Origin of the sequence: Pseudomonas sp. R11-23-07 (assembly GCF_003852295.1) — a bacterium.
Taxonomy (GTDB): Bacteria; Pseudomonadota; Gammaproteobacteria; order Pseudomonadales; family Pseudomonadaceae; genus Aquipseudomonas.
This window is the reverse complement of sequence record NZ_CP027761.1, coordinates 109,380-127,689: the sequence shown is the minus strand read 5'-3', so window position 1 is coordinate 127,689 and position 18,310 is coordinate 109,380. Positions and strand designations below refer to the sequence as shown.

Genomic DNA, 18,310 nt, shown 5'->3' with positions numbered 1-18,310 from the left:
ATCAGATCTTGAAGCTATCGACCAATTGCTTCAATCGACTGGCCTGCTGGGACAGCGCATCGCAGTCCTTGAGCGTCTCGTTGAGATTGGCCACGCCTTGCTGGTTCAGCAGGTTGATCTGGTTGATGTCGACATTGAGGGTTTCAACCACCGCCGTTTGCTCCTCGGTGGCAGCGGCGACCGATTGGTTCATGCCGTCGATCTCAACGATTCGCTGTGTCACGCTGACCAGACGCTCGCCGGCTTGGTTAGCCACTTCAACGCTTTCTTCGCTGGAGACCTGGCTGGCGTTCATGGTGGTCACGGCTTCACGCGAACCCACTTGCAGCGAAGTGATCATTTTGTGGATCTCTTCTGCCGATTCCTGGGTACGGTGAGCCAGGTTACGCACTTCATCCGCCACCACGGCAAACCCACGCCCTGCTTCGCCGGCACGGGCAGCTTCGATTGCCGCGTTAAGCGCAAGTAAGTTGGTCTGCTGGGAGATGCCCTTGATCACATCGAGAATGTGTCCGATGTTGTCGGTGCTGGCGTTAAGGGTTTCGATCTGGGTACAGGACAGGCTGATTTTCTGCGACAGTTCCGACATCGCCTGGATGGTTTGCTCGACCACTTTGCGCCCATCATCAGCTTGCTCACTGGCACCGCTGGCATGCTGCGAGGCATCAGCGGCGTTACGTGCGATTTCCTGGGTGGCGGCACCCAGCTCGTTAATAGCGGCAGCCACGCTGTTGGTACGTGCACTTTGTTCATCGGAGCCGATGATCGACGCGTTGGACGAGGCCATTACGCGCTGGGACAGGTCATGCACCTGGCGGGTGGCCGAGGACACTTCGGAAATCGAGGCGTGGATCCGCTCGACAAACTGATTGAATGCGCTTCCGACTTCGCCGAACTCATCTTTGCTGGTCACGTCGAGGCGGCGGGTCAGATCACCCTCGCCTTGGGCAATGTCCTGCATGGCAACGCCCATGGTGGTCAGCGGACGCAACAACACCTGAATCAGCACACTCAACAGTACGGCAATCGCCACCACGGCGATGAGCATTGCGATCAACGCTGAAGTGCGAAATTTACCCAGTGCTGCATAGGCTTTATCTTTGTCGATAGACAAACCGATGTACCAGTCAGCCCCCGGCAACCCGTTGATTGGTGTAAAGGACAGGATTCGGTCTTGTCCATTGAGGACAACCTCCTGGTTAACCTTCTCGATGCGCACCTGGGTGCCCGGGTAGATATCCTTGAGGTTTTTCATCACCTGGTCCTGGTCAGGACTGACGATGACCTGGCCATCACCACTGACCAGGAATGCATGGCCAATACCGCCAAAATCCACCGAGTTGATGATCTTTACCAAGGTTTGCAGGCTCAAGTCGCCACCCACAACGCCCAACAACTCTCCGTTCTTCTTCACCGGCATGGCGATCGTCACGATCTGGCCGCCTACAGCCGCCATATAAGGCGGGGTAAGCATGGTTTTGTCGGCTGCTACGGCTTGCTTGTACCAAGGGCGCTGACGTGGGTCATAGCCTTCGGGCATCTTCGCGTCGGGGCGCTGGGTGAACACTCCATTGATTTGGCCAACGTAGGTGAACTGGAAGTTGGAGGTGAGCGCCGGTTGATCGACCAAGCCGGGTAGGTCGGCGGCGCTGCCTTGATGGGCAACGTTTTGTGCCAGGCTCTCGAGAACCAGGATGCGGCCGCTGAGCCAGTTCTGCACACTGCTGGCGGTAAGCTCTCCGGATTGCTGGATGGAGGACGCCAGGTTCTGCCTGATCGTGTTGCGCTGCAGGTAATCGTTGTAGAACGTGAATAGCGCGAAGGCCAAAACCACGACGCCTGACGCAGCCAACAGAATTTTATGACTGAACTTGAGATTCATTTCATCGACTTCTTTTGCCAAAGGGGGGTGAGCGTGCCGAGTGGAACATTCCATGTATCGCGATAGGCGGACTCTGCGACCGCTCTGTTTCGGTGCACGCATGGCTCGTCAGGCTTTCGGCTAGAAATCGATAAAACTTAGAGATTTGTGTGAATCTTCCGCTTTTAGCGTAAGAGAACGACAGGCGGTATGAGCACAGTCGACTATCAGCCACTTAGAGCCCTAAACGACAAAACCCCTGTCTGCGTGAGCAGACAGGGGTTTCGGAATTCAATCTTGACGATGACCTACTCTCACATGGGGAAACCCCACACTACCATCGGCGATGCATCGTTTCACTGCTGAGTTCGGGATGGGATCAGGTGGTTCCAATGCTCTATGGTCGTCAAGAAATTCTGTGTACCAGATCGTTGCGCTAGCAACGTACCGGTGAAATTCATGGACTTCTACATAAACAAAACCCCTGTCTGCGTACGCAAACAGGGGTTCTGGAATTTAATCTTGACGATGACCTACTCTCACATGGGGAAACCCCACACTACCATCGGCGATGCATCGTTTCACTACTGAGTTCGGGATGGGATCAGGTGGTTCCAATGCTCTATGGTCGTCAAGAAATTCGGGTACTGAGTCGTGACCAGATGGCCTCGCTTCAGCAAATTGGGTATGGGATAGAATTCGGTGTTTCGTGAGCATCGAACTTTCGGTTCATTGCGTCTTCACACACCGCAATCTGGTTGCTCTGGATTAAAGAGCCGACGCAAATTGCTTGGGTGTTATATGGTCAAGCCTCACGGGCAATTAGTATTGGTTAGCTCAACGCCTCACAGCGCTTACACACCCAACCTATCAACGTCGTAGTCTTCGACGGCCCTTCAGGGGACTCAAGGTCCCAGTGAGATCTCATCTTGAGGCTAGTTTCCCGCTTAGATGCTTTCAGCGGTTATCTATTCCGAACATAGCTACCCGGCAATGCCACTGGCGTGACAACCGGAACACCAGAGGTTCGTCCACTCCGGTCCTCTCGTACTAGGAGCAGCCCCTCTCAAATCTCAAACGTCCACGGCAGATAGGGACCGAACTGTCTCACGACGTTCTAAACCCAGCTCGCGTACCACTTTAAATGGCGAACAGCCATACCCTTGGGACCGGCTTCAGCCCCAGGATGTGATGAGCCGACATCGAGGTGCCAAACACCGCCGTCGATATGAACTCTTGGGCGGTATCAGCCTGTTATCCCCGGAGTACCTTTTATCCGTTGAGCGATGGCCCTTCCATACAGAACCACCGGATCACTAAGACCTACTTTCGTACCTGCTCGACGTGTCTGTCTCGCAGTCAAGCGCGCTTTTGCCTTTATACTCTACGACCGATTTCCGACCGGTCTGAGCGCACCTTCGTACTCCTCCGTTACTCTTTAGGAGGAGACCGCCCCAGTCAAACTACCCACCATACACTGTCCTCGATCCGGATAACGGACCTGAGTTAGAACCTCAAAGTTGCCAGGGTGGTATTTCAAGGTTGGCTCCACGCGAACTGGCGTCCACGCTTCAAAGCCTCCCACCTATCCTACACAAGCAAATTCAAAGTCCAGTGCAAAGCTATAGTAAAGGTTCACGGGGTCTTTCCGTCTAGCCGCGGATACACTGCATCTTCACAGCGATTTCAATTTCACTGAGTCTCGGGTGGAGACAGCGCCGCCATCGTTACGCCATTCGTGCAGGTCGGAACTTACCCGACAAGGAATTTCGCTACCTTAGGACCGTTATAGTTACGGCCGCCGTTTACCGGGGCTTCGATCAAGAGCTTCGCGTTAGCTAACCCCATCAATTAACCTTCCGGCACCGGGCAGGCGTCACACCCTATACGTCCACTTTCGTGTTTGCAGAGTGCTGTGTTTTTAATAAACAGTCGCAGCGGCCTGGTATCTTCGACCGGCATGAGCTTACGGAGCAAGTCCTTCACCCTCACCGGCGCACCTTCTCCCGAAGTTACGGTGCCATTTTGCCTAGTTCCTTCACCCGAGTTCTCTCAAGCGCCTTGGTATTCTCTACCCAACCACCTGTGTCGGTTTGGGGTACGGTTCCTGGTTACCTGAAGCTTAGAAGCTTTTCTTGGAAGCATGGCATCAACCACTTCGTCGTCTAAAAGACAACTCGTCATCAGCTCTCGGCCTTAGAATCCCGGATTTACCTAAGATTCCAGCCTACCACCTTAAACTTGGACAACCAACGCCAAGCTGGCCTAGCCTTCTCCGTCCCTCCATCGCAATAACCAGAAGTACAGGAATATTAACCTGTTTTCCATCGACTACGCTTTTCAGCCTCGCCTTAGGGACCGACTAACCCTGCGTCGATTAACGTTGCGCAGGAAACCTTGGTCTTTCGGCGTGGGTGTTTTTCACACCCATTGTCGTTACTCATGTCAGCATTCGCACTTCTGATACCTCCAGCAAGCTTCTCAACTCACCTTCACAGGCTTACAGAACGCTCCTCTACCGCATCACTTGCGTGATACCCGTAGCTTCGGTGTATGGTTTGAGCCCCGTTACATCTTCCGCGCAGGCCGACTCGACTAGTGAGCTATTACGCTTTCTTTAAAGGGTGGCTGCTTCTAAGCCAACCTCCTAGCTGTCTAAGCCTTCCCACATCGTTTCCCACTTAACCATAACTTTGGGACCTTAGCTGACGGTCTGGGTTGTTTCCCTTTTCACGACGGACGTTAGCACCCGCCGTGTGTCTCCCATGCTCGGCACTTGTAGGTATTCGGAGTTTGCATCGGTTTGGTAAGTCGGGATGACCCCCTAGCCGAAACAGTGCTCTACCCCCTACAGTGATACATGAGGCGCTACCTAAATAGCTTTCGAGGAGAACCAGCTATCTCCGAGCTTGATTAGCCTTTCACTCCGATCCACAGGTCATCCGCTAACTTTTCAACGGTAGTCGGTTCGGTCCTCCAGTTAGTGTTACCCAACCTTCAACCTGCCCATGGATAGATCGCCCGGTTTCGGGTCTATTCCCAGCGACTAGACGCCCTATTAAGACTCGCTTTCGCTACGCCTCCCCTATTCGGTTAAGCTCGCCACTGAAAATAAGTCGCTGACCCATTATACAAAAGGTACGCAGTCACCTAACAAAGTAGGCTCCCACTGCTTGTACGCATACGGTTTCAGGATCTATTTCACTCCCCTCTCCGGGGTTCTTTTCGCCTTTCCCTCACGGTACTAGTTCACTATCGGTCAGTCAGTAGTATTTAGCCTTGGAGGATGGTCCCCCCATATTCAGACAAAGTTTCTCGTGCTCCGTCCTACTCGATTTCATGACTAAGAGATTTTCGCGTACAGGGCTATCACCCACTATGGCCGCACTTTCCAGAGCGTTCCGCTAATCTCAAAGCCACTTAAGGGCTAGTCCCCGTTCGCTCGCCACTACTAAGGGAATCTCGGTTGATTTCTTTTCCTCAGGGTACTTAGATGTTTCAGTTCCCCTGGTTCGCTCCATACACCTATGTATTCAGTGTAAGGTAACCATCTTATGATGGCTGGGTTCCCCCATTCAGACATCTCCGGATCAAAGTCTGTTTGCCGACTCCCCGAAGCTTTTCGCAGGCTACCACGTCTTTCATCGCCTCTGACTGCCAAGGCATCCACCGTATGCGCTTCTTCACTTGACCATATAACCCCAAGCAATCTGGTTATACTGTGAAGACAACATTCGCCGAAAATTCGATCATACTCAATTAAGAGCGACTCACAAATTTTACCTTAGCCTGAGCCGTTACCAGTGAAAGTAACGTCCAGTCTATCTTTCTATCACATACCCAAATTTTTAAAGAACGAACTAGTCAAAGACTAGAAATCAACATTCACCATCACAACGATGGAATGCTCATTTCTAAGCTTTCTACAAACAGAAGCAGTAGTGGTGGAGCCAAACGGGATCGAACCGTTGACCTCCTGCGTGCAAGGCAGGCGCTCTCCCAGCTGAGCTATGGCCCCGTATTTCTACAGGCGTTTCCCACACAAAATTGGTGGGTCTGGGCAGATTCGAACTGCCGACCTCACCCTTATCAGGGGTGCGCTCTAACCAACTGAGCTACAGACCCAATTTCGGGCTGCTTCTTTTCGTCTTCTTCAATGAATCAAGCAATTCGTGTGGGAACTTATGGAGCAGCTGATGTCGTCGATTAAGGAGGTGATCCAGCCGCAGGTTCCCCTACGGCTACCTTGTTACGACTTCACCCCAGTCATGAATCACACCGTGGTAACCGTCCTCCCGAAGGTTAGACTAGCTACTTCTGGTGCAACCCACTCCCATGGTGTGACGGGCGGTGTGTACAAGGCCCGGGAACGTATTCACCGCGACATTCTGATTCGCGATTACTAGCGATTCCGACTTCACGCAGTCGAGTTGCAGACTGCGATCCGGACTACGATCGGTTTTCTGGGATTAGCTCCACCTCGCGGCTTGGCAACCCTCTGTACCGACCATTGTAGCACGTGTGTAGCCCAGGCCGTAAGGGCCATGATGACTTGACGTCATCCCCACCTTCCTCCGGTTTGTCACCGGCAGTCTCCTTAGAGTGCCCACCATAACGTGCTGGTAACTAAGGACAAGGGTTGCGCTCGTTACGGGACTTAACCCAACATCTCACGACACGAGCTGACGACAGCCATGCAGCACCTGTCTCAATGTTCCCGAAGGCACCAATCCATCTCTGGAAAGTTCATTGGATGTCAAGGCCTGGTAAGGTTCTTCGCGTTGCTTCGAATTAAACCACATGCTCCACCGCTTGTGCGGGCCCCCGTCAATTCATTTGAGTTTTAACCTTGCGGCCGTACTCCCCAGGCGGTCAACTTAATGCGTTAGCTGCGCCACTAAGAGCTCAAGGCTCCCAACGGCTAGTTGACATCGTTTACGGCGTGGACTACCAGGGTATCTAATCCTGTTTGCTCCCCACGCTTTCGCACCTCAGTGTCAGTGTTGGTCCAGGTGGTCGCCTTCGCCACTGGTGTTCCTTCCTATATCTACGCATTTCACCGCTACACAGGAAATTCCACCACCCTCTACCACACTCTAGTCAGTCAGTTTTGAATGCAGTTCCCAGGTTGAGCCCGGGGATTTCACATCCAACTTAACAAACCACCTACGCGCGCTTTACGCCCAGTAATTCCGATTAACGCTTGCACCCTCTGTATTACCGCGGCTGCTGGCACAGAGTTAGCCGGTGCTTATTCTGTCGGTAACGTCAAAACAATCACGTATTAGGTAACTGCCCTTCCTCCCAACTTAAAGTGCTTTACAATCCGAAGACCTTCTTCACACACGCGGCATGGCTGGATCAGGCTTTCGCCCATTGTCCAATATTCCCCACTGCTGCCTCCCGTAGGAGTCTGGACCGTGTCTCAGTTCCAGTGTGACTGATCATCCTCTCAGACCAGTTACGGATCGTCGCCTTGGTGAGCCATTACCTCACCAACTAGCTAATCCGACCTAGGCTCATCTGATAGCGCAAGGCCCGAAGGTCCCCTGCTTTCTCCCGTAGGACGTATGCGGTATTAGCGTCCGTTTCCGAACGTTATCCCCCACTACCAGGCAGATTCCTAGGCATTACTCACCCGTCCGCCGCTCTCAAGAGAAGCAAGCTTCTCTCTACCGCTCGACTTGCATGTGTTAGGCCTGCCGCCAGCGTTCAATCTGAGCCATGATCAAACTCTTCAGTTCAAACATCTTTGGGTTTTTAAGAAACCCTAAACTTGGCTCAGCAATCGTTGGTTACATCTTTGATTTCTCGCGGAGTAACTTGTGATGCTGATAATCTTGTTGACTATCAGTCTGACTCCACAAGCACCCACACGAATTGCTTGATTCAGTTGTTAAAGAGCGGTTGGTTAAGAGCTATTCGTCTCAACCGAGGCGCGCATTCTACAGCAGCCTCATTTGCTGTCAAGCGGTTATTTTCAGAAGTTTTCGAAGATTCTTCAACAACTTCAACCACTTGCGCTTGCGATCTCTCGTAAGCGGGAGGCGAATTCTACAGCGTTACACGCTGCTGTCAACACCTCTTTTTCAACTTCCTTTTGGCTTCGATGAACTGAAGCGGCTTGCTGTCGAAAACTACTTAACTCATTGTTTACCAAGGAGTTTTCCGTTTCGACTGCGCCGGAAGTGGGGCGAATTATAGGCGCACAGAATCTGCCGTCAACTTCTAATTTCGTTTTCTTATCAAATAGTTAGGATTGATCATAAAACGACCGACAGATACCTCTTCTATATAGAGAACGCACTCAGATGACGCCAGCCTCTCTTAAAGCCGCCACATTCAACGGCGTCAGCCCCAGTACATTCTGCAGCACTTGCAGCGTGTGCTCACCCAGCAGCGGCGGCGCACTGCGATACTCCACAGGCGTCTTGGAAAGCCGGATCGGGCTTGCGACCTGAGGCACCATCCCCGCCAAAGCATGAGGCAGCTCTATGGCCAACCCCCGCGCCTTGACCTGCGGATCAGCGAACATCTGCGCCAGATCATTGATCGGCCCACACGGCACGCCTACTTTCTCCAGTTGCGATACCCACTCTGCCGTGGTCTTGAAGACCGTCGCCTGACGAATCAACGGGATCAGCGCCGCACGATTGGCAACCCGCATCTTGTTAGTAGAGAACTGCGGATCATCCGCCCACTGTGGCTGCCCAGCCACCTCGGCGAATTTGCGAAACTGCCCGTCATTTCCCACCGTCAGAATGAAATCACCATCGGCCGTAGGAAAGTCCTGATAAGGCACGATATTCGGATGCGCGTTGCCCAGGCGTTTTGGCGAGACTCCCGTCGTCAGGTAATTCATCGCCTGATTAGCCAGGCAAGCCACCTGCACATCCAGCAGCGCCATATCGATATGTTGCCCGCCGCCGTCGTGATCCCGGTGAGCGAGGGCCGCCAGGATAGCCACGGTTGAATAAAGCCCCGTGAGAATATCGGTCAATGCCACCCCAACCTTCACCGGCCCCGCGCCATCATCCCCCTCAGGCCGACCGGTCAGGCTCATCAACCCACCCAACCCTTGAATCATGAAGTCATAGCCGGCACGCGTGGCATAAGGCCCGGTCTGGCCAAAACCGGTGATCGAGCAATAGATCAGCTCCGGATTTATCTCCTTGAGCGACTCATAATCCAAACCATAAGCCGCCAGGCCACCGACTTTGAAGTTCTCGATCAGAATGTCCGACTTGGCCGCCAGGTCACGCACCAGCCTCTGCCCCTCAGGCTTGGTGAAGTCGATGGTCACCGATTCCTTATTACGGTTGGCCGACAGGTAATAAGCCGCCTCACTGGTGTTCTCACCATAAGCATCCTTGAGGAAGGGCGGCCCCCAGGCGCGCGTGTCGTCACCATTGCCCGGCCTTTCGACCTTGATCACCTCGGCCCCGAGGTCCGCAAGTATCTGCCCGGACCAAGGGCCCGCCAGTACTCGCGATAAATCCAGTACTCGCAGATGCGAAAGCGCGCCCATGCCCATGCTCCTATTAATAGAACGCCTGAAGACCGGTTTGCGCGCGCCCCAGGATCAAGGCATGCACGTCATGGGTACCTTCATAGGTGTTGACCACCTCCAGGTTGACCAAATGCCGCGCCACCCCAAACTCATCGGAGATGCCGTTACCACCGAGCATGTCCCGGGCCATGCGCGCGATATCCAGGGACTTGCCGCATGAGTTGCGCTTCATGATCGAAGTGATCTCGACCGCCGCCGTCCCTTCATCCTTCATCCGACCCAACCGCAGGCAGCCTTGCAGCGCCAACGTGATCTCGGTCTGCATGTCGGCCAGCTTCTTCTGGATCAACTGCGTCGCGGCCAATGGCCGGCCAAACTGGTGGCGATCAAGGGTGTACTGACGCGCGGTATGCCAGCAGAACTCCGCAGCGCCCAACGCGCCCCAGGAGATGCCGTATCGTGCCGAATTCAGGCAAGTAAAAGGTCCCTTCAAGCCACGCACATCCGGAAAGATGTTCTCTTCCGGGACAAATACGTTATCCATCACGATTTCGCCGGTAATAGACGCTCGCAGGCCGACCTTGCCGTGAATCGCCGGCGCGCTCAGGCCTTTCCAGCCCTTCTCCAGGACAAAACCGCGTATGTCGCCGGCATCGTCCTTGCCCCACACCACAAACACGTCAGCGATCGGGCTGTTGGTAATCCACATCTTCGCGCCGCTCAGGCTGTAGCCGCCCTCCACTTTGCGCGCACGGGTGATCATCGCGCCTGGATCAGAACCATGATTGGGCTCGGTGAGACCGAAGCAGCCGATCCATTCGCCCGAGGCCAATTTCGGCAGGTACTTTTGCTTTTGCGCCTCGGTACCGAATTCATTGATCGGCACCATCACCAGTGAGGACTGCACGCTCATCATCGAGCGATAACCGGAATCGACCCGCTCGACTTCACGGGCAATCAACCCGTAGCTGACATAGTTCAAGCCACTGCCACCGTATTGCTCGGGGATCATCGCTCCCAACAAGCCGGTTTCGCCCATCTCGCGGAAAATCGCGGGGTCGGTCTTTTCATGACGGAAAGCTTCAAGCACTCGAGGCGCCAACTTGTCCTGAGCAAATTGCTCGGCACTGTCACGCACCATGCGCTCTTCTTCGGTGAGCTGTTGATCCAGCAGCAGTGGATCGATCCAGTTGAAGCTTGCCTTGCCAGCCATGAATAAGTCCTCACGAAAAGAATCAAACGTCGTGCATGCAGACTAGGTCGGGACGGTGCAGAGGGCAAACGAGGTTTCTGCATGAGCTTGTGCTAATTTCTCACTTCGTGATGCTCGATAAGGCCAAAAATGCGCCTTACATGTGAGGACAATGTACATGCGCAGGAAAATCCCCAGCACTACCGCGCTCATCAGCTTTGAAGCAGCAGCCCGCCACGAGAGCTTCACCAAGGCGGCGCAGGAGCTTTCCATCACCCAAGGCGCGATCTGCCGGCAGATCGCCAGCCTTGAAGAGTTTTTGAGTGTCGAACTGTTTCGGCGCTCGCGGCGCGGAGTGAAGCTGACCGAGGCAGGGCTGTCCTATAGCCGCAGAGTGGCAACGCAACTGGACGCAGTGGAGCGCGACACCCTTTCCGTCATGGGCCAGCAGGGTGCGAATGTGATCGAACTGGCGGTGGTACCGACGTTTGGCACCCAGTGGCTGATCCCGCGCCTGAAGGACTTCCAACAGCAGCATCCGGAAGTGACGGTCAACCTGACCAACCGCACGCGCCCCTTCCTGTTTGCCGACACCGAGTTCGACGCTGCGATCTACTTCGGCGATGCCGACTGGTCCGGCACGGAATCCCATCGGCTCATGGGTGAAAACCCTGTGCCCGTCTGCAGCCCACGCTTACTCGGCGACCTTGCGCACTTCACTCCTCGGGAAATCGCCGAACTGCCCCTGCTGCAGCAGACAACCCGCCCTTATGCCTGGCGCCAGTGGTTCAACGCCCAGCAACTGAGCGTTCCCCGCGACATGACAGGCCCGCGTTACGAGCTATTCTCAATGTTGTCCCAGGCGGCTATGCATGACATGGGCATCGCGCTGATCCCGCCCTTCTTGATCCAGCGGGAGTTACAGGAGAAACAGTTGGTGATCGCCGCTAACCAGACCCTGAGCAGCGATAAGGCCTATTACTTGATGATTCCAGACCGAAAGGTCGAATCTGCTTCATTGCATGCGTTCCGAGACTGGCTTATCGGCCAATCTCAGCGCTACAACCCCAATATTTAAAGGCATACAGCAATTTATTGACCTTGTAGTCAGATGAATAAAAGCCCTACAGATATACGTAGATGTCGCATTTAAACAGACTGTACCTGCCGAACACAGATGAGGCTCAAAGCCATGATTTTCAAGGCCTATAGCGACCATCACGGGTCAATAACCGACTATTCACCATGACCATGTGGAAACCGTATATTTCACTACAAAATTGCTTAACAGCCTGTATTCAATAAGGTTATTCCAGTGCATTGCGACAATCAGTCACAGGGTGACTTGTAGTTAATTTTTCGTCACCCGTCATAATCCCTTGAAGGCCGTAAAGTTCGCCTGCAAAATGCCGCGCCCCGCTGTCATTTCAGCGGGATCGTGCTGATCGGCCGCCCCAGCTGCGCCACTCACGGCGCACTGGCCTTTTTACAAAAAGATCAAAAGCAAAAAGATCATGCAGGAGATTTGACGTGCACATTGGTGTTCCTCTCGAAACCCAGACCGGTGAAACGCGGGTGGCTGCCACCCCGGAAACCATCAAGAAGCTGATCGGCCAGGGCCATAAGGTCACTGTACAAAGCGGCGCAGGCATTAAAGCCAGCATCGTCGACAGTGCCTATGAAACGGCAGGCGCAACCATTGGCAGCGCCAACGATGCGTTTGGCGCCGAACTGATCCTCAAGGTGGTTGCCCCCAGCGACAGCGAACTGGCGCTGATCAAAAGCGGCACCGTATTGGTGGGCATGCTCAATCCGTTCAGCAACGAAACCATCGCCAAGCTCGCAGAACGCGGCATCACGGCCTTCGCTCTCGAAGCGGCGCCACGCACCTCGCGGGCCCAGAGCCTGGATGTGCTGTCTTCACAAGCCAACATCGCCGGTTACAAGGCGGTATTGCTGGCTGCCCACCACTACCCGCGCTTCATGCCGATGTTGATGACCGCCGCAGGCACCGTGAAAGCGGCCCGCGTGCTGATCCTTGGCGCCGGCGTCGCCGGTTTGCAGGCCATCGCCACGGCGAAACGCCTGGGTGCAGTAATCGAAGCCTCTGATGTACGCCCGGCCGTAAAGGAACAGATCGAATCCCTCGGCGCCAAGTTCGTCGATGTGCCTTACGAAACCGATGAGGAACGTGAATGCGCGGTCGGCGTCGGTGGTTACGCACGCCCGATGCCCACCAGTTGGATGCAGCGCCAGGCCCTGGCTGTGCACGAGCGCGCCAAGCAAGCCGATATCGTCATCACCACGGCATTGATCCCCGGTCGCAAAGCACCGACCTTACTCAGCGCCGAAACCGTCGCACAGATGAAACCGGGCTCGGTCGTCATTGACCTCGCGGCAGCCCAGGGCGGCAACTGCCCGCTGACGGTCGCAGATCAAGTGGTGGTGGAAAACGGCGTGATCATTTGCGGCCCGACCAACCTGGCCGGCGCCGTGGCCGCCGATGCGTCGGCCTTGTATGCACGCAATCTGCTGGACTTCCTGAAGCTGGTGTTCACCAAGGAAGGGCAGTTTGAAATCAACCTCGAAGACGACATCGTCGCCGCGTGCCTGATGTGCCGCGACGGCCAAGTCATCCGCAAAAACGCCTAAGCAGGGATTCAGACGATGGAAGAGCTTATCTCCCCCGGTATTTACAACCTGATCATCTTTGTGCTGGCGATTTATGTCGGTTACCACGTGGTCTGGAACGTGACACCCGCGCTGCACACGCCGTTGATGGCCGTGACCAACGCCATTTCGGCCATCGTGATCGTCGGCGCCATGCTCGCCGCCGCCCTCACGGTGACGCCGCTGGGCAAGACGATGGGCACCCTGGCCGTGGCCCTCGCAGCGGTCAACGTATTTGGTGGCTTTCTGGTCACGCGGCGCATGCTTGAGATGTTCAAGAAAAAAGCCCCGAAAGTAAAAGAAGAGGCGCCAAAGTAATGAGCATGAACCTCGTCACGACGCTCTACCTGATTGCGTCGATCTGTTTCATCCAAGCCCTCAAAGGCCTCTCGCACCCGACCACTTCGCGGCGCGGCAACCTGTTCGGCATGCTCGGCATGGCGCTGGCGGTACTCACCACCGTCGGCCTCATCTATAAGCTCGGCGCTGAGCTGGCGACTGCCGGTATCGGCTACGTGATCGTCGGCCTGCTGATCGGCGGCACCGCCGGCTCGATCATGGCCAAGCGCGTAGAAATGACCAAGATGCCGGAGCTGGTAGCCTTCATGCACAGCATGATCGGCCTGGCCGCAGTGTTTATCGCCATTGCAGCTGTGGTCGAACCGCAATCGCTGGGCATCGTCAAACACCTGGGCGACGCGATTCCTGCGGGCAACCGCTTGGAGCTGTTCCTCGGCGCCGCCATCGGCGCAATCACCTTCTCCGGTTCGGTGATCGCCTTCGGCAAGCTGTCGGGCAAGTACAAGTTCCGCCTGTTCCAGGGCGCACCGGTACAGTTCGGTGGCCAGCACAAGCTCAACCTGGTGCTGGGCCTGCTCACGCTGGGCCTGGGCCTGGCGTTCATGTTCACCGGCAACCTGACTGCCTTCGCAGTGATGCTGGCCCTGGCCTTTGTCCTGGGCGTGCTGATCATCATCCCGATCGGCGGCGCCGACATGCCGGTCGTCGTGTCGATGCTCAACAGCTACTCCGGCTGGGCAGCGGCGGGCATCGGCTTCTCGCTGAACAATTCGATGCTGATCATCGCCGGCTCCCTGGTGGGTTCCAGCGGCGCAATCCTCTCGTACATCATGTGCAAGGCGATGAACCGTTCCTTCTTTAATGTACTGCTCGGCGGTTTCGGCAACACGCCAGACGCCACCGCTGCGGCAGGCTCTAAAGAAGCACGGCCGGTGAAGTCCGGCTCGGCCGACGATGCCACGTTCCTGCTGACCAACGCCGACACCGTGATCATCGTGCCGGGCTACGGCCTGGCAGTGGCCCGGGCGCAACACGCGCTCAAGGAACTGACCGAGAAGCTGACGCACCGCGGCGTGACAGTGAAGTATGCGATCCACCCGGTGGCGGGCCGTATGCCTGGGCACATGAACGTACTGCTCGCCGAAGCAGAAGTACCGTACGACCAGGTGTTCGAGATGGAGGACATCAACTCCGAGTTCGGCCAGGCCGACGTGGTACTGGTGCTGGGCGCCAACGACGTGGTCAACCCGGCCGCCAAGAACGATCCGAACTCACCGATCGCCGGCATGCCGATCCTTGAAGCGTTCAAGGCCAAGACCATCATCGTCAACAAGCGCTCGATGGCCAGCGGCTACGCGGGCCTGGATAACGAGTTGTTCTACCTGGACAAGACCATGATGGTCTTTGGCGATGCCAAGAAGGTCATCGAAGACATGGTCAAGGCCGTCGAATAACACTGCGCCAGCGCAACACCCGAAACCCTGGCCTCACGTAGGCTGGGGTTTTTTCGTTCCCATGCTCTGCGTGGGAATGCAGCCGGGGACGTTGCACGTCCCGCTTGCACACTCATATGAAACCCGACCAAAGGCTCTAAATCGCTACTCGGCATTCGACCATGGTAGCGGGCCGAAACTTTTTGAAATCACTACACTGCCCACCTTGCTTCCGTAGCCCGAGATAACCATTCATGTACCGTGATCGTATCCGCTTGCCTTCATTGTTGAACAAGGTCATGAGCGCGGCAGACGCCGCCGCACTGATCGAAGACGGCATGACCGTCGGCATGAGCGGCTTCACCCGTGCCGGTGAAGCCAAGGCCGTTCCTCACGCCCTGGCCGAGCGCGCCAAGACTTCCCCGCTGAAAATCACCCTGATGACCGGCGCCAGCCTGGGCAACGACTTGGACAAGCAATTGACCGAAGCCGGCGTACTCTCACGCCGCATGCCCTTTCAAGTGGACAGCACGCTGCGCAAGGCGATCAATGCGGGTGAGGTGATGTTTATCGACCAGCACCTGTCGGAAACCGTCGAGCAGCTGCGTAACAATCAGCTCAAGTTGCCGGACATCGCGGTAATCGAAGCCGTTGCAATCACCGAGCTTGGGCATATCGTGCCCACCACCTCGGTAGGAAACTCGGCCAGCTTCGCGATTTTTGCCAAGCAAGTGATCGTCGAGATCAACCTGGCACACAATCCGAACCTGGAAGGGCTGCACGATATTTACATCCCCTCCTACCGGCCAACCCGCACGCCGATTCCGCTGGTTAAAGTCGACGACCGCATTGGCAGCCCGGCGATTCCTATCCCGCCCGAAAAAATCGTCGCTATTGTGATCACCAATCAGGCGGATTCTGCGTCCACCGTGACGCCACCCGACGCCGATACACAAGGCATCGCCAATCACCTGATCAACTTTCTGAAACAGGAAGTAGACGCCGGACGCATGACCAACAAGCTCGGCCCGCTGCAGGCCGGTATCGGTAATATCGCTAACGCGGTGATGTGCGGCCTGATTGACTCGCCGTTCGAAGACCTGACCATGTATTCGGAAGTGCTGCAGGACTCGACGTTCGACTTGATCGACGCCGGCAAGCTGAGCTTCGCCTCCGGCAGCTCGATTACCCTGTCGGAGCGGCGCAATGCCGACGTGTTTGGCAATCTTGAGCACTACAAGGACAAATTGGTGCTGCGCCCGCAGGAGATTTCCAACCATCCTGAAGTGGTGCGTCGCCTGGGCATTATTGGTATCAACACCGCGTTGGAGTTCGATATCTACGGCAACGTCAATTCCACCCACGTTTGCGGCACGCGAATGATGAACGGTATTGGCGGCTCCGGGGACTTTGCGCGCAATGCGCACCTGGCGATCTTCGTGACCAAGTCGATTGCTAAAGGCGGCGCGATTTCCAGCGTGGTACCGATGGTGAGCCATGTGGACCACACCGAACATGACGTAGACATCCTGGTGACCGAAGTGGGCCTGGCCGACTTGCGTGGCCTGGCGCCACGGGAGCGGGCCCGAGTGATCATCGACAACTGTGTGCACCCGGCGTACCGGGATGCGCTGAACAGTTACTTCGAGGCCGCCTGCGCGCTTGGCGGGCATACCCCGCACATCCTGCGTGATGCACTGAGCTGGCACATTAACCTGGAAGAAACCGGACACATGCTCAAGGCTTGAGGGGTACACAACCGGGTTGATGCCTAGACAGTTTCATCGACCCGGTCGCTTAAGCGGCAGTTACGTCAAAAACTGTACTGCTGTACCGGTCATTTCCTACCGAAATAACCTACGACCTTCCTCTAAAATGCCAATTTCGCACTGTTTCAGTGCGAACAGGTACAGTTGCCCTCATTTCGTACCGTACAGCCTCTATAAACAGTTAACTGGCCCCTCACAATACAGGTGAACTGTATCTAGAGAGTCTTGCGCGGGAGGAGGATGATTGGCATCAGTTAAACCACTACCTAATCCCGCCACAAGCGGAAGGATGTCATCATGGAACGTACACTCAGTTCCGAACTGTTCTTCGAAGAAAAAGCTGTTAACACCCAGGCTTCCCTGCCTCTGCGCGTTCTCGCCAACCTGATGTTGTGGCAGCGCCGCATCTCCAGCCGCCACCAACTGGCTCGCCTGGATTCGCGTCTGCTGGCCGATGCCGGTATCAGCGAAGCTCAACGCTACGAAGAGCTGAGCAAGCCGTTCTGGCGCTGATTGGCGCTCGCTGGCCCTGACCTGACGGGTCCACTGCCAGCACTCTGATTTGTCAAAGCAAAGCCCGCCCCGGGAAACTGGAGGCGGGCTTTGCTGTTTCTGATGCGATGCAATTGAGACAGCGATAATCTGCCGAACCAATACAGTTTTTATATTTTAAAATATAACCATAACAGTTAAACGACGACTTCCGAATGGACAAGCGGTGGCCTAATATCCAATCACTACGTGGCGAACCTTGTAGAACGGGCGTCAGATGCCCAAATGCCAACGTCCGTTTCATTGTGGCCACTCTGTGCCACTTTATTTGCTCATCTACAGGAGTTACCCCATGTCCCGTCTTCGCCTGCTGTGCACTGCCGCCCTGTTGGTCGTTGCTGCCAATGCCAACGCGAGCAGCTTTATCGTGACCACCGATTCGATCGTTGGCGCACTGAAAGCCACCTCCGACGCCACCTCTGATGCCACGTCCTCCCTGCGCGACAACAAAGTGGTGCGAGCCGCCCGTGACGACGCGGCCAGTTTTGTCGCCAGCGAAGGCGCCATCCGTGGTGTGAAACTGGAAAGCGCCCTGGCCCAGATCCGCCAGCAGGCGCCGCAGTTGAGCACCGCAACCGACGCTCAATTGGCCCAGGCCATCCTGGCGATCTAAAACCAGGGGAAGGGCCAGTCGCACTGGCCCTCATCCGGTCATTGCGCTAGCCTTGGCGCTCGTTTTCAGTTGTCGAGTCCCATGGCTTTTTCATACCGTCTGTTGATTGTTCCTGTGATGTTCTGCGCCTGCTGGGCACCGCCGGCTTCGGCCTTTGACGTGTCCATCCAGAGCACCGTTGTCAGCGCATACGCCACCAGCAAGGTGACCTCTGCGCCGTTCGACAACAAATTGGTACGGGTTGCCAAGGATGATGCTGCTGCTTTCATTGCCACTGACGGCCAATGGCGGGGCGCACGCTTGGAGTCCGCGCTGGATTACCTACGCCGTACCCAGCCAAAACTTCATGCGAGCGACCTTGAACTGGCGCAGGCAATTCTCGTCCAATAATCATCTTTGTATGTCCATCT

Annotated in this window: 11 protein-coding genes, 2 tRNA genes and 4 rRNA genes; 8 read left to right on the top strand and 9 right to left on the bottom strand. The window is 55.6% G+C overall.

Translation table 11 applies throughout. The features are described 5' to 3' along the window. Position 1: 1 nt before the first annotated feature. The 9 genes from C4J84_RS00610 to C4J84_RS00565 form a co-directional block, all read right to left on the bottom strand. A complete protein-coding gene (locus C4J84_RS00610; RefSeq protein ID WP_124360674.1) occupies positions 2–1,882 on the bottom strand; it encodes a methyl-accepting chemotaxis protein in 1,881 nt (626 codons plus the stop codon). A 274-nt stretch (positions 1,883–2,156) separates the two neighbouring features. Beyond that, a 5S ribosomal RNA gene (gene rrf, locus C4J84_RS00605) occupies positions 2,157–2,272 on the bottom strand. A 109-nt stretch (positions 2,273–2,381) separates the two neighbouring features. Continuing rightward, positions 2,382–2,497, bottom strand: a 5S ribosomal RNA gene (rrf, locus tag C4J84_RS00600). A 165-nt stretch (positions 2,498–2,662) separates the two neighbouring features. Then, positions 2,663–5,554: ribosomal RNA gene (locus C4J84_RS00595) — 23S ribosomal RNA — on the bottom strand. A 249-nt stretch (positions 5,555–5,803) separates the two neighbouring features. Beyond that, positions 5,804–5,879: transfer RNA gene (locus C4J84_RS00590), tRNA-Ala, on the bottom strand. A 30-nt stretch (positions 5,880–5,909) separates the two neighbouring features. Continuing rightward, positions 5,910–5,986: transfer RNA gene (locus C4J84_RS00585), tRNA-Ile, on the bottom strand. Between the two features lie 82 nt (positions 5,987–6,068). Further along, positions 6,069–7,605, bottom strand: a 16S ribosomal RNA gene (locus C4J84_RS00580). Together the 16S, 23S and 5S rRNA genes with 2 tRNA genes alongside form the textbook arrangement of a ribosomal RNA operon. A gap of 563 nt (positions 7,606–8,168) precedes the next feature. Then, the gene (locus tag C4J84_RS00570) at positions 8,169–9,389 is read right to left on the bottom strand and encodes a CaiB/BaiF CoA-transferase family protein (protein ID WP_124434781.1); all 1,221 of its coding nucleotides are present in this window, start codon (positions 9,387–9,389) and stop codon (positions 8,169–8,171) included. A 13-nt stretch (positions 9,390–9,402) separates the two neighbouring features. Continuing rightward, entirely contained in the window at positions 9,403–10,584 is a 1,182-nt protein-coding gene (locus C4J84_RS00565; RefSeq protein ID WP_124360672.1) for an acyl-CoA dehydrogenase, read from the bottom strand. Positions 10,585–10,741: 157 nt separating this feature from the next. Here C4J84_RS00565 and C4J84_RS00560 point away from each other — a divergent pair, with 157 nt between their 5' ends. From C4J84_RS00560 to C4J84_RS00525, 8 genes are all read left to right on the top strand, one after another. Then, positions 10,742–11,641 (top strand): LysR family transcriptional regulator, encoded by a 900-nt coding sequence (locus tag C4J84_RS00560; protein ID WP_124369108.1) that lies wholly within the window; start codon positions 10,742–10,744, stop codon positions 11,639–11,641. A 452-nt stretch (positions 11,642–12,093) separates the two neighbouring features. After that, a complete protein-coding gene (locus C4J84_RS00555; RefSeq protein WP_124434780.1) occupies positions 12,094–13,215 on the top strand; it encodes a Re/Si-specific NAD(P)(+) transhydrogenase subunit alpha in 1,122 nt (373 codons plus the stop codon). 15 nt (positions 13,216–13,230) lie between these two features. Beyond that, positions 13,231–13,551 (top strand): NAD(P) transhydrogenase subunit alpha, encoded by a 321-nt coding sequence (locus tag C4J84_RS00550; RefSeq protein WP_003187417.1) that lies wholly within the window; start codon positions 13,231–13,233, stop codon positions 13,549–13,551. Then, positions 13,551–14,987: an NAD(P)(+) transhydrogenase (Re/Si-specific) subunit beta gene (locus tag C4J84_RS00545; RefSeq protein WP_124369107.1), complete on the top strand. Its 1,437-nt coding sequence runs from the start codon at positions 13,551–13,553 to the stop codon at positions 14,985–14,987. The genes C4J84_RS00550 and C4J84_RS00545 overlap by 1 nt, the downstream gene beginning before the upstream one ends. Positions 14,988–15,220: 233 nt before the next feature. After that, positions 15,221–16,714 carry an acetyl-CoA hydrolase/transferase family protein gene (locus tag C4J84_RS00540; protein ID WP_124365309.1) on the top strand — a complete coding sequence of 498 codons (1,494 nt, stop codon included), beginning with the start codon at positions 15,221–15,223 and terminating at the stop codon, positions 16,712–16,714. Between the two features lie 318 nt (positions 16,715–17,032). Next, positions 17,033–17,248, top strand: coding sequence for a DUF1127 domain-containing protein (locus C4J84_RS00535; protein WP_003187413.1), 216 nt, complete (start codon positions 17,033–17,035; stop codon positions 17,246–17,248). A gap of 331 nt (positions 17,249–17,579) precedes the next feature. Next, positions 17,580–17,900 carry a DUF2388 domain-containing protein gene (locus C4J84_RS00530; protein WP_124369106.1) on the top strand — a complete coding sequence of 107 codons (321 nt, stop codon included), beginning with the start codon at positions 17,580–17,582 and terminating at the stop codon, positions 17,898–17,900. Positions 17,901–17,981: 81 nt separating this feature from the next. Next, positions 17,982–18,290: a DUF2388 domain-containing protein gene (locus tag C4J84_RS00525; protein ID WP_124360666.1), complete on the top strand. Its 309-nt coding sequence runs from the start codon at positions 17,982–17,984 to the stop codon at positions 18,288–18,290. The last annotated feature ends 20 nt before the right edge of the window (positions 18,291–18,310 follow it).

What these genes read in the sequence shown, in the direction of transcription:
- C4J84_RS00530 (WP_124369106.1), top strand. Translation starts at nt 17,580, where the DNA reads ATGTCCCGTCTTCGCCTGCTGTGCACTGCCGCCCTGTTGGTCGTTGCT.
- C4J84_RS00610 (WP_124360674.1), bottom strand. Translation starts at nt 1,882, where the DNA reads ATGAATCTCAAGTTCAGTCATAAAATTCTGTTGGCTGCGTCAGGCGTC.
- C4J84_RS00540 (WP_124365309.1), top strand. Translation starts at nt 15,221, where the DNA reads ATGTACCGTGATCGTATCCGCTTGCCTTCATTGTTGAACAAGGTCATG.
- C4J84_RS00550 (WP_003187417.1), top strand. Translation starts at nt 13,231, where the DNA reads ATGGAAGAGCTTATCTCCCCCGGTATTTACAACCTGATCATCTTTGTG.
- C4J84_RS00545 (WP_124369107.1), top strand. Translation starts at nt 13,551, where the DNA reads ATGAGCATGAACCTCGTCACGACGCTCTACCTGATTGCGTCGATCTGT.
- C4J84_RS00525 (WP_124360666.1), top strand. Translation starts at nt 17,982, where the DNA reads ATGGCTTTTTCATACCGTCTGTTGATTGTTCCTGTGATGTTCTGCGCC.
- C4J84_RS00560 (WP_124369108.1), top strand. Translation starts at nt 10,742, where the DNA reads ATGCGCAGGAAAATCCCCAGCACTACCGCGCTCATCAGCTTTGAAGCA.
- C4J84_RS00535 (WP_003187413.1), top strand. Translation starts at nt 17,033, where the DNA reads ATGGAACGTACACTCAGTTCCGAACTGTTCTTCGAAGAAAAAGCTGTT.
- C4J84_RS00570 (WP_124434781.1), bottom strand. Translation starts at nt 9,389, where the DNA reads ATGGGCGCGCTTTCGCATCTGCGAGTACTGGATTTATCGCGAGTACTG.
- C4J84_RS00565 (WP_124360672.1), bottom strand. Translation starts at nt 10,584, where the DNA reads ATGGCTGGCAAGGCAAGCTTCAACTGGATCGATCCACTGCTGCTGGAT.